Annotated in this window: 8 protein-coding genes, 2 tRNA genes and 1 pseudogene; 6 read left to right on the top strand and 5 right to left on the bottom strand. The window is 66.1% G+C overall.

Annotated elements, in window-relative coordinates; genetic code table 11:
* Positions 1-142: 142 nt before the first annotated feature.
* Together TSO352_RS04860 and TSO352_RS04865 are read right to left on the bottom strand one after the other, a co-directional pair.
* Positions 143-1,597, bottom strand: coding sequence for a DHA2 family efflux MFS transporter permease subunit (locus tag TSO352_RS04860; RefSeq protein WP_109106200.1), 1,455 nt, complete (start codon positions 1,595-1,597; stop codon positions 143-145).
* A 312-nt stretch (positions 1,598-1,909) separates the two neighbouring features.
* Positions 1,910-2,701 (bottom strand): enoyl-CoA hydratase-related protein, encoded by a 792-nt coding sequence (locus tag TSO352_RS04865; protein WP_109106201.1) that lies wholly within the window; start codon positions 2,699-2,701, stop codon positions 1,910-1,912.
* A 164-nt stretch (positions 2,702-2,865) separates the two neighbouring features.
* On the opposite strand from TSO352_RS04865, the gene TSO352_RS04870 reads away from it, so the two are divergent.
* Both TSO352_RS04870 and TSO352_RS04875 read left to right on the top strand, forming a co-directional pair.
* A tRNA-Gly gene (locus TSO352_RS04870) sits at positions 2,866-2,940 on the top strand.
* A 30-nt stretch (positions 2,941-2,970) separates the two neighbouring features.
* Positions 2,971-3,045: transfer RNA gene (locus TSO352_RS04875), tRNA-Val, on the top strand.
* 183 nt (positions 3,046-3,228) lie between these two features.
* Here TSO352_RS04875 and TSO352_RS04880 read toward each other — a convergent pair.
* The 3 genes and pseudogenes from TSO352_RS04880 to TSO352_RS04890 all read right to left on the bottom strand — a co-directional run.
* A pseudogene (locus tag TSO352_RS04880) lies at positions 3,229-3,614 on the bottom strand (ISKra4 family transposase); the annotation flags it as partial.
* 104 nt (positions 3,615-3,718) lie between these two features.
* A complete protein-coding gene (locus TSO352_RS04885; protein ID WP_109106202.1) occupies positions 3,719-5,194 on the bottom strand; it encodes an aldehyde dehydrogenase family protein in 1,476 nt (491 codons plus the stop codon).
* Between the two features lie 10 nt (positions 5,195-5,204).
* Positions 5,205-6,311 (bottom strand): mandelate racemase/muconate lactonizing enzyme family protein, encoded by a 1,107-nt coding sequence (locus tag TSO352_RS04890; RefSeq protein WP_109106203.1) that lies wholly within the window; start codon positions 6,309-6,311, stop codon positions 5,205-5,207.
* Positions 6,312-6,373: 62 nt separating this feature from the next.
* Here TSO352_RS04890 and TSO352_RS04895 point away from each other — a divergent pair, with 62 nt between their 5' ends.
* From TSO352_RS04895 to TSO352_RS04910, 4 genes are all read left to right on the top strand, one after another.
* Positions 6,374-7,921 carry a PLP-dependent aminotransferase family protein gene (locus tag TSO352_RS04895; RefSeq protein ID WP_199231485.1) on the top strand — a complete coding sequence of 516 codons (1,548 nt, stop codon included), beginning with the start codon at positions 6,374-6,376 and terminating at the stop codon, positions 7,919-7,921.
* Positions 7,922-8,059: 138 nt separating this feature from the next.
* Positions 8,060-9,382: an FAD-binding oxidoreductase gene (locus TSO352_RS04900; protein ID WP_109106205.1), complete on the top strand. Its 1,323-nt coding sequence runs from the start codon at positions 8,060-8,062 to the stop codon at positions 9,380-9,382.
* A gap of 66 nt (positions 9,383-9,448) precedes the next feature.
* A complete protein-coding gene (locus TSO352_RS04905; RefSeq protein ID WP_109106206.1) occupies positions 9,449-10,495 on the top strand; it encodes an ABC transporter substrate-binding protein in 1,047 nt (348 codons plus the stop codon).
* Positions 10,496-10,680: 185 nt separating this feature from the next.
* The gene (locus TSO352_RS04910; RefSeq protein ID WP_109106207.1) at positions 10,681-11,775 is read left to right on the top strand and encodes an ABC transporter ATP-binding protein; all 1,095 of its coding nucleotides are present in this window, start codon (positions 10,681-10,683) and stop codon (positions 11,773-11,775) included.
* The last annotated feature ends 1 nt before the right edge of the window (position 11,776 follow it).

Here is an 11,776-nt window from a genome sequence, read left to right on the forward strand (position 1 = left end):
CACGCTCTACCGAGAGCGATTCGCACGAAAATTAATCATGATCACCGGAATTATTCTCATCCGAATGGTCAGCTATCTCGGGATATCCGTGCAATGGACGGGGATGTTGCCGATGCTCGGAAACGGCTCGTCGCCGCTTTTGCTAATCCGCGGCGTCGGTCAGGGCGGCGGCCCGGTGGGCGTGGTCCTGCGCCGGGGTCGGCCCCGCGGTCCCGATCGCGTGGGGATGGTGGCCGCTGATCTCCGCGCCGGCGTCGGCGGGCAGGCGCAGGAAGAACAGGCTGGACAGGCAGGCCATCAGCCCGACCGTCAGGAAGGCCGGCACGAAGGAGCCCGGGGTCAGGGCACCGCCGGTCCATTGCACGGTCAGGTGCAGCGCGGTGGCGCCCACCGCGACGCCCAGGCTCAGCGACAACTGCTGCATCACGCTGGCCAGCGTGTTGGCGCGGCTGGTCATCGGCTGCGGCACCTCGGCGTAGCTCAGCGTGTTCATGCCGGTGAACTGGAGCGAGCGGAAGAAGCCGCCCAGCAGCAGCGCGCCCAGGATCAGCAGATGCGGCGTGTCCGGGCGGAAGGCGGCGTAGCTGGCGAGCACGACGCCGCTGACCAGCGCGTTGACCGACAGCACCCGGCGGAACCCGGCCCAGCGCAGGATCGGCCCGGCCAGCGCCTTCATGGTCAGCGCGCCCGCCGCCCCGGCGAAGGTCAGGGCGCCCGACTCGAAGGCGGTCAGGCCGAAGCCGATCTGCAGCATCACCGGCATCAGGAAGGGAACGGCGCCGATGCCGATGCGGAACAGCGTGCCGCCCAGGACCGAGGCGCGGTAGGTCGGCAGCCGGAACAGCGACGGATCCAGCACCGGCCGCGCCACCCGGCGGGCGTGGTGGAGATAGGCGACCGTCGCCACCAGCGCCACCGCCAGCAGGGTGGCCACGGCGGTGGCCGGCAGCAGGTCGCGCCCGACATTCTCGAAGCCGAACATGAAGGCGGCGAGCGCCACGGCGCTCCACAGGAAGCCGCGGGCGTCGAAGGGGTCGCGCTGCTCCTCCTTCAGGTTGGGGATCAGGCTGAGGACCAAGCCGATGCCGACCAGCCCGATCGGCACGTTGATGAAGAAGATCCAGCGCCACGAGGCGTAGGTGGTGATGGCGCCGCCGACCAGCGGCCCCAGCGCCGGCCCGATCAGCGCCGGCAGGGTCATCCGCGCCATGGCGCCGACCAGCTGGTCCTTGGGCACGGTGCGCAGCAGGATCAGCCGGCCGACCGGCACCATCATCGCCCCGCCGATGCCCTGGACGATGCGGGCGGCCAGCAGCTCGACCAGCCCGTTGGACAGGCCGCAGGCGATGGAGCCCAGCGTGAAGACGCCGATGGCGCTGGCGAAGACGGTGCGCGCCCCGAAGCGGTCGGCCGCCCAGCCGCTGACCGGCAGGAACACCGCCAGCGCCAGCATGTAGGAGGTCATCGCCAAGCTGAGCCGCAACGGATCCTCGCCCAGCGAATGGGCGATGCCCGGCAACGCGGTGGCGATCACCGTCGAGTCCAGATTCTCCATGAACAGGGCGCAGGCGATGATCAGCGGGGTGACGCGCGACATGACGGACCGTCAGGCAGGAAGCGGAACGCTACGAATGTGAGGCGTTCCGCCGCGTTGACCATCGCGGATGCGAAAGCCCAGCCATGCGTGGGTTGGGAAACCTGTTGTTTCTTGAAAGGTTCGGGGTGGGCGGGCAAGATTTACACGGATGTCACGGATTTAGACACGGATTGCACGGATGTTGTTTGGCAAAGCTGTGCCGGCCAAGGAACAGCCGCTTGGGCAAGCCATAGAAAAAAATCCGTTAAATCCGTGTATAAATCCGTGACATCCGTGGAAATCTTGTGAACCCCCACAGCACCACCCCGAGGATCAGCGCCCCGTGAACACCGGTTTCCGCTTGGCCAGGAACGCGCGGTAGCCCTCGCGGAAGTCTTCGGTGCCGAAGCAGCGGTAGCATTCGGCGATTTCCGCGTCGCTCAGCGGCGCCGGATCGGCCAGACGGTGGACGGTGCGCTTGTGCAGCGTCGCGGCCAGCGGCGCGCCGGCGGCGATGCGCTGGCAGGTCGCGGCGATCTCGGCCTCGAAGCCCTCGTCGGGGACGATCCGGTGGACCAACCGCTTGTCCTTGGCCTCCGCCGCGCTGAAGACGCGGCCTTCCAGCAGGATCTCCAGCGCCGCCGGGCCGCCGGCGACGTCGGCGACCAGCTTCAGCTCCGACGGCCCCATCGAGATGCCGAGCCGGCTGACCGGCACGCCGAAGCGGCTGCTCTCCGAGCAGACCCGGAGGTCGCAGGCCAGCGCCACCGCCAGCCCGATGCCGCAGCACGGCCCGTCGATCGCCGCCAGCACCGGGTGGCGCAGGGCGCGCAAGCCATCCAGCCCCTCGTCCATCAACTCGCCGTAGTCGGCGCCCTGTTCGGGGCTGTTGCGCTCGCTCTCGAACTCCGAGATGTCGGCGCCGGGGGAGAAGGCGCGGGCGCCGCTGGCGCCGGGGCCGCCGCGCAGCACGACGACGCGGACGGCGCCGTCGGCCTCCAGCGTCGCCAGATGGCCGATCAGGGCGTGCCACATCGGCTTGTCGAAGGCGTTCAGCTTGTCCGGGTTGGACAGGGTCAGGGTCGCGACCACACCATCGCGCCCGAGAGTGATGGTGCCGGCCATGCCGCAGTCTCCATCCGTTGCCGTATGGAGGGGACCATAAGGCAAGGCGGGGGCGGCGCGCGACGGCCTTTCCACGGGGCCGGAGAAAAATGGCGATGGGGCGAATTTTCCCCTTGCGGCGGAGGCCGCGTTTCCGTACAAAGCCGCTCCCGGACGACGGGAGCGCGGGCGTAGCTCAGGGGTAGAGCACAACCTTGCCAAGGTTGGGGTCGAGGGTTCGAATCCCTTCGCCCGCTCCAGTTTCTGGGGCGAGAGAGTAAGAGTTCTGAGGTCCTGTAGCTCAGCGGGAGAGCACTACGTTGACATCGTAGGGGTCACTGGTTCAATCCCAGTCGGGACCACCATTCTGAAGGCCAGCAACTCATTGAAGTTGCTGGCCTTCGCCAATTCTGGGCTATCCCTTGCCATCGACGCGACCGCGCGGCTGACGCGAAATGGCCTCTTCGTTGGTGTCGGCGCCCACTGAACCGCACCGATCTTCCGGGAGGCTTGTTGGTTTGGTGAGATCGTCGCCAACCTGGGAGCCGTCACGCCGCACGGCGGAAGGGGCGCCGGGTGTATGGCTCCGCGGCGGCGTGATCCGCGGCGAACGTCCCAGTCAGCACCGCGGTGCGGACCTTCAGCATCCGGTGAGCGCCATGCGCCGGTGCGGCAGGCGCTGGACCGTGCTTTCGATCGTCGTTGTAGCAATGGGCTCGCCCCGGTGTCGGGCGGCGGCGCAGTCGATGATCAGGTCGGCTTGGCCCGCCAACATAGGTTCCAGGGCGCGCGGCCGCGTCGCCATCGTCCGGACCGGCGGGCCGTCGGCGGCCTTCAGGCCGGCGTCGAGGCCAGCCGGGGTGTCGCCAATCAAGCCCAGCGCCCGTTCGGTCTGACCGTGCCAGAGCCGCCAGCGGGTGCGGGAGACGGCGTCGGCCGGCTCCGCCGTGGTGCGGCCAGTCGGACACGCCGTACCATCCTCCCCCCAGGTTTGCGACGGTCTCCCGATTGACAGGACGTCCTTGCTCCAAGCCGATCTTACAACTTGATGGCGATGCTCTTCGTTTTGGAATAGGAAAGCATGCCCTCGATGCCTTTTTCCCTGCCGAAGCCCGAGAGCTTGTTGCCGCCGAATGGCAGCTCGATGCCGCCGGCAAAATACTCGTTGATGAAGATCTGCCCGGCGTCGATGTCGCGAGCCAGCTTCAGCGCGTTGGCGATGTTGCTTGTGTAGACGCCCGCAACCAAGCCGTACCGGCAGTCGTTCGCCAGCGCCAAGGCGTGCGCGGCGTCTTCGGCGATCTGGACGGTCAGGACAGGTCCGAAAATCTCCTCGCGCACCAGATCGTCGGTCGCCGCCGCGTCGTCGATGATGGTCGGCTTGTAGAACCAGCCCTTTCCGGATTCGGGATCGCAGGTGGTCTCGCCGCCGGTCAGCACCGTCACGCCGCGTTTGCGCGCGGCGTCGACGAAGCCGGACACCTTCTGCAGGTGGGCCTTGGAGTTGAGCGGGCCGAAATCCGGATCGCGGAGCCCGTGCCCGATGCGAAACGCTTCCGCTCGTTTGACGAGCTCCGCGACAAAATCATCGTGGATGGAGCGCTCGATCACCAGACGCGACCCGGCCGAACAGATCTGGCCGGCGTTTTCGAAGATCGCGCCGAGAACGCCGGTGATGGCCGCTTCGCGATCGCAATCGGCCAGCACGATGACGGGCGACTTGCCGCCAAGTTCAAGAACCAGCCTCGTCACATGATCGGCGGCCGAGCGCATCACGGACTGGCCGGTGGCGACCGAGCCGGTGAAGGTGATCTGGTCGATGCCCGGATGCGCCACCAGCGGCGCGCCCGTCGCGGCCCCCGTGCCGGTGACGACATTGCAGACGCCATTCGGCAGGCCGGCACGACTCAGCAGCTCGGCGAGCAGCAGGGCGGTGAAGGGAGTCTGCTCGGCGGGTTTGGCGACCACGGCGCAGCCGGCGGCGAGCGCCGGTGCGATGCTGCGCGCCGCCGTCGAGATCGGAAAATTCCACGGAATGATCTGGGCGGAAACCCCCATCGGTTCGTGAAGGCTGAAGCCGAGATAGCCCCGCGCCAGCGGAAAGCTGTCGCCTTGGAGCTTGTCGGTGGCGCCGGCGTAATATTCGAAGGCGCGGGCGGCCCCCCTGACGTCACCGCGCGCCTCGGACAGAGGTTTGCCGCTGTCGAGCGATTCGATGACCGCGAACCGCTCCCCCTCCTCGCGCAGCAGCGCCGCGGCGCGGAAGAGAATGCGGCCGCGCTCGGCCGGCGCCACATCGCGCCACACGCCGGAAAAAGCCCGGCGGGCGCTGTCGACGGCCTCGTCGACGTCATCCGCCGTGCCGTTGGTGAAGCTGGCGAAGGCCTCGGCCCGGCCGGGATCGTAGCTTTCCATCATCCGGGCGTCGGACGCGCGGCGAAAGCGACCGTCGATGAAATGGCCGTCGGGCAGCGCTTCCGGATTTTTTCCGGCGATAATCTCGTCGATCGTCATGGGCCTGTCCTCAGCCTTCCAGTTCACTGGCCTGATAGCGCGATTTCGCCAACCATTCGGGGCTGATGTCGACACCCCAGCCCGGCGCGTCGGACACCGTCACCTTGCCGTCCTCGACCTTGTACGGGTCGTTCACGAACAGCCCCTCCTGCCAGGGGTAGTAGTCCTGCCCCTCGATCGAGAATTCGAGATACTTGCCGGGACGGGCGATGGCGCGCAGGTAGTGCATGGTGAACAGCGTCACCATGGACAGATTCGCGCTGTGCGGCGTGACCGGCAGGCCGGCCGCCTCGGCCATCCGGGCCACCCGGAGGCTGCGCGACAGGCCGCCGAGATAGCAGATGTCGGGCTGCAGCACGTCGACGACCCGATCCCTTATCATCAGCCGCCAGTTCTCCAACATGCAGTCCTGCTCGCCGCCGGTCACATCGATGTCGAGCGCCTCGGTGACCTCCCGCGTCTGTTCGAACTCCCAGTAGGGGCAGGGTTCCTCGTAGTGGGAAATTCCGTTGTCCTGGAGAAACCGGCCGACCTCGATGGCTTTCGCCGGCGAATAGCAGGAGTTGGCGTCGACCAACAGCGACGCCTCGGCGCCCAGCGCGCCCGCGATCATCGGAACGATCGCGTCGGTGCGCCCCGGCCATTCGTCGGTGTCGTGGCCGACCTCGGCGCCGATGCGAAACTTGAAGGCATCGAAGCCGAACTCGTTCCTCAGCCGCAAGAACCGCTCCTTCTCATCCTCCGGCGTGATGTCGCGCTTCATCGAGGATGCATACGCCCGCAGCGGGCCGGGCGTGCCGCCGATCAGGCTGCATACCGGCTTTCCCGCCCGCTTTCCGGCCATGTCCCAGAGCGCGGTGTCGATGCCGCCCATGGCCCGGCGAAGATAGGCGCCGGGAAACTTGTGCTCCTTGTCCCGCACCCGGTCGAGCATCGCGTCGATGTCCGCGCAGTCCGTCCCCAGCGCATGGGGCGCCACCTGGCGGTGAAGAACGGTGGCCGTTATGTCGGCGCAGTAAGGCGCGACCTGCCCCCAGCCGACGGCGCCATCTTCCGCGGTCGCACGAACAAAGCATACGAACTCGCTGGCGAAGGTTTCGATTTTCTTGAGTTTCATAATGTCCGGAATGCTCTGGCGGAAGGGTGAGACGGACTTGCGTCTGCAGCGACCTTAGCGCAATGATTGGTGCGGAAGGGATATCCATTCCCGAACTTGTTCCAGACCAATTTCCGGCACCGAGGACGCGACCGATGAAAAACGCCGCAGGCGCCCTGCTGTCGTCGATCCATCTGGACCGCACCGCCCGCAAGGGGGTCAGCGTCCAGCTCTACATGGCGTTGCGCGACATCATCCTGTCCGGAGGGTTGCGCGCGGGGGAGCGGCTCCCGGCGACGCGCATCCTGGCGCACGAACTCGGCGTGTCCCGCACCACGGTGATCGATGCCATCGAGCGGCTGACGATCGATGGCATGCTGGTCTCGCGCGTCGGTGCCGGCACCTATGTCAGCGACGTGCTCGACGCCCAGCGCCCCGCCCATGCACCGGCCGGTCCGGTGCCCAACCAACGCAAGCCGCGCCTTTCCTATACGATCACCCATGCCGCCGCCGCCTATGCGCAGCGCACCTGGCTGCCGCACGAGCCGCGCGCCTTCATAACGGCTCTGCCGGCGCTCGACGCCTTCCCCATGGCGCAATGGGCACGGCTGTCCGCCCGACACCTGCGCGGCACGCGCAGCGCCGTGATGGGGTATGGCGAACCCAAGGGGCTGCGCGCCCTGCGCTGCGCCATCGCGACCCATCTCAGCGCGCTGAAGGGCATCCGATGCCACGAGGAGCAGATTTTCATCACCTGCGGCGCCCAGCACGGCTTCGCCCTGATCGCCCATACGCTGCTCAACCCGGGCGATCGGATCTGGATGGAAAATCCCGGCGCCTCCGGGGCGCGCAACGCCTTTCTCTCCGAAGGCGCCGAACTGGTGCCCGTCGACGTGGACGAGGAAGGCATGATCGTGCGCGACGGCCTTGCCAAGTCGCCCCATTTCCGGCTGGCCTTCGTAACGCCGACCCACCAGCAACCACTCGGCCATGTCATGTCGCTGGCCCGCCGGTTCGAGTTGCTGCGCGCGGTGGAGGAGGCCCAGGGACTGGTGATCGAAGACGATTACGACGGCGAATTCTACTTTGAAAACGCGCCGCAGCCGGCGCTTTACACCACGGACACGTCAGGACGGGTGCTGTATGTCGGCACCTTTTCAAAGTCGCTGTTTCCCTCTCTGCGGCTCGGGTTCATTCTGGTTCCGGAGCGCATGGTCGCGGCTTTCGACCAGACCTTTGCGGCATGGGTGAGCGGCCCCCCCACGGTGACCCAGGCGATCGTTGCCGACTTCATGGACGAGGGGCATTTCGCAACGCACATCCGGCTGATGCGCCGGCTCTACAAGGCGCGGTACGATGCCTTGAAGGAGGCGGCGGCCACGCTGCCGGACTCGGTGCGCCTGCAAAGCACCCAAAGCGGATTCCACGCCGTGGCGTACCTGTCGCCGCACATCGACGCGCAGCAGGTCGCCGACCAAGCGGCCCAGAAGGGGGTCATCCTCGCCCCTCTTTCCCGTTACTGCCTTGCTCCCATCGCGCAGAATGGACTGGTCTTCGGCTTCGGCTGCACGCCGCCGGAGGAGCTGCGCAAGGGGATCCAGATTGTTCGGGATCTGCCGGCGCTGCGCTGAACCTCGCCGTGAAATTGGTCTGGGCAGTTTATCAGATTGGATATAACTGGCCGTCCAATTTTCCCTTATTGTTTGGTGCAAGAACAAGACAATCCGCCACAGCACCGCACAAGTGCCGGGCACGAACAGGACGGTGGCATGCGCGACGTGGAATTCAGCACAACCCCTTATTGGAACACCCATCTGGGACCCGCGCCGGCAACGCTTCCGGCTCCGGAGAGCCGCGCGGATCTGGTGGTGGTCGGTTCCGGCTACACCGGCCTCAACGCCGCTCTGGTGGCGGCGCGCGGCGGCCGCTCCGTCCTGGTGCTCGAGGCGGAGGAACCCGGCTTCGGTTGCAGCACGCGGAATGGCGGCCAGATCAGCACCAGCGTCAAGCCGTCGCTGGCAAAACTGTCGGCCCGCTTCGGCGAGAGGAAGGCCAGGGCGATCCGTCAGGCCGGTGCCGATGCCCTGCGATGGTTCGGCGATTTCGTGGAGTCGGAGGGGTTCGACTGCAACTTCGAGCGCAAGGGCCGCTTTCACGCCGCGCACACGCCGCAGCATTACGAGACCCTCGTGCGCGAGGCGGAGGTGCTTGCCCGGGAGGAAGGCATCGAAAGCTTTGCCGTTCCGCGCTCCGAACAGCACAAGGAGCTTGGCAGCGACGCCTATCACGGCGGCGTCGTCTACACGAAGCACTGCGCCATACATCCCGCCAAGTACCACCGCGCCCTGATGGTGCGTGCCCTCGAGGCCGGCGTGAAGATCGCCGGCCATTGCCGGGTCACCGGTGTCGAACGGGTCGGCCGTGAGTTTCACGTCAAAACCGAAAAAGGCCCGGTCCGGGCACGCGACGTCCTGATCGCGACCAACGGCTACACCGGCTCCACCGTGCCATGGCTCCAGCGCCGCGTCATCCCGATCGGCAGCTACATCATCGCAACGGAGGAGTTGCCGGAAGACACCATCGACCGGCTCTTCCCGACCGGGCGCATCGCCAGCGACACCTGCAAGGTCCTCTATTACTATCGCGCCAGCCCCGACCGGCGGCGCGTGCTCTTCGGCGGCCGTGTTTCCGCGGCGGAGGTCGACCCGGCAACGAGCGCGCCGCGGCTGCGCACCGCCATGTGCCGCATCTTTCCGGAGCTGTCCGGTGCTGCCATCAGCCACGCCTGGTCGGGGTTGGTTGCCTATTCGTTCGACGAGTTGGCGCACACCGGTCGCCATGACGGACTTCATTACGCGCTCGGCTATTGCGGTTCCGGCGTGTCGATGGCGAGTTATCTCGGCATGAGGGCTGGACAGACGATCCTCGGGCTCATCGAAGGGCGGACGGCGTTCGACGACATTCCGCATCCGACCCGCCCCTTTTACAACGGCAAGCCGTGGTTCCTGCCGGCGGCCGTCGCCTACTACCGGTTCAAGGACAACCGCGATTGGGCAAAAAGCCGGCTTTCCACGCCGGCCAATTCCGACTGAGCCGGACAACGCGACAACAAAACAACATACCGCCTCCAAAGGTATGATTTCTTACGGAGAGGGACGATGATCAAGACGACGGCCTGGACATTGGTTGCGGTGGCGCTCTTTTCCTCCACGGCAATGGCGCAGCAGAAGGCTCTGACGGTCGCTTCATGGGGCGGCTCTTATCAGGCCGCGCAAAGCAAGGCGCTGTTCGAGCCCGCCGCGAAAAATCTGGGCATCGCTCTCAAGCAGGAAACCTATGGGGGCATGTCCGATGTCCGCCTGCAGGTCAACTCCGGCAAGGTGACGTTCGACATCGTCGCCAGCGGCTCCGGATCGGCCGCGCGCGCGGGTGACGAAGGGTTGCTCGAGCCGCTCGACTACAGCGTGATCGACGTCTCGCACTTCTATCCGAACATGACGTCGAAATACTGCGTCGGTGGCGATGTCTTTTCCAATGTTTTTGCCTGGAACACCGCCAAATACGGCACGAACGAACCGCGGAGCTGGGCTGACTTCTGGGACGTCAAGACGTTCCCGGGAACCCGCGCCTACCGCGGCGGCAGCGTCGCCGGTGCGCTGGAGCCGGCGCTGATGGCTGACGGCGTGCCGCCCGACAAGGTTTACGAGGTGCTGGATTCCAAGGAGGGAATTCAGCGCGCCATCGACAAGATCCGGCAACTGAAGCCCCATATCCGCGTGTTCTGGACCTCCGGCGCCCAGCACGCGCAGTTGATGAAGGATGGCGAGGTCGACATGACGACCGGCTGGAGCGGCCGCTTCGACAACGCCAGGGCGGATGGCGCGAAGGTCGCCTACAGCTTCAACCAGGCGCTTCTCGATTACGACTGCTTCGCCATTCCCAAGGGCGCGCCGCACAAGGCTGAGGCGATGCGGTTCCTGGCCGAGATTTCCAAACCCGAATACCAGGACGATCTGCCGAAATACATCACGTACGGTCCGACCAACAAACTGGCGTACGAAACCGGCGTGATCACCAAGGAGGTTGCCGCCGGGCTCCCGTCCTCGCCGGACAACGCCGCCAGACAGCTGTCGCTCTCACTCGCCTGGTACTCCAAGTGGGAGACTTACGCGACCGAGAAGTATCAGGAAATGCAGACCGAGTAATCGCAGCGAAGGCGGCGGCCGAGAGCGGGCAGGACTGAGCGGGCAGGGCTCCCGGGACGGTGCCGGTCGGTATGGAGTGCGCCCTCCCGAAGAGTCCGCCGCAGCGGGGTGTCTTGCCCTCCCGGCCAAACAGCAGCGGTCCGGCAGTAATGGCTTGAAGAGCCAGTTGTTACAGGAGCAATAACTTGACGGCGCGACAAACCGAAGCCTTGCCCATCAGAGTCAGCCACGTAACGAAGACCTATGGCAGCGTGCACGCGCTCGACGACGTTTCACTGGACGTCGTCAGCGGAGAGTTTCTGACCCTTCTGGGTCCGTCCGGCTCGGGCAAGACGACGCTTCTGATGGTGTTGGCAGGTTTTACCCGGCCGGATCGGGGCAGCCTGAAATTCGGCGATCGCGAGGTGATCCGAACCCCGCCGCATCTTCGCGACGTCGGCATGACCTTCCAGAACTATGCCTTGTTTCCCCACATGACCGTGGCGGGCAATGTCGCCTACCCGCTGCGTCTGCGCAACGTCCCGAAAGCGGAGATCACCGAACGGGTCGAGCGGGCTTTGGAAACCGTTCAACTCGGCGGCTATGGGAGCCGGCGCATCGGGCAGCTTTCCGGCGGCCAACGCCAGCGGGTGGCGCTGGCGCGCTCCATCGTGTTCGAGCCGCGCATCCTGCTGATGGACGAGCCGCTGTCCGCCCTCGACAAGAAGCTGCGCGACCAGATGCAGATCGAACTCCGGCATCTGCATGACAAGCTCGGCATGACCACCGTGTATGTGACCCACGACCAGCGCGAAGCGCTGACCATGTCCGACCGGATCGCCGTGGTCAATCATGGCAGGATCATGCAACTCGCGACGCCGCGAGAGCTGTATGATCGGCCGGCCAATCGGTTCGTCGCCGATTTCATCGGCGATTCCACCTTTCTTCCGGTGCGGCGGAGCGGTCGCGGCGTCGCCTTCGGCGATATGGCGCTGACGATCAACGGTCCGGTGCCCGAGGCCGACAACCTGCTGCTGATGATCCGCCCGGAACGCGTGACGCTGGTGCGGGACGGACAGAGCGTGGCGCCGGAGAGCAACCAATTTGCCGCCACGGTGCGGGAGGTCGTCTACCAGGGCGACAGCTACCTGTTGCAGTCCGAACTGGTCGACGGAACCCTGCTGACCATGCGCGGAGCCGTCCGGGGGGCAAACCTTTCCGCCATGCCGACGATCGGCGACAGGGTCACACTCAACCTTGCTCCCGACGATGCCGCGGTGATCGACGGAAGCGGGTGCTGAC

This window comes from Azospirillum sp. TSO35-2 (assembly GCF_003116095.1).
Taxonomy (GTDB): Bacteria; Pseudomonadota; Alphaproteobacteria; order Azospirillales; family Azospirillaceae; genus Azospirillum.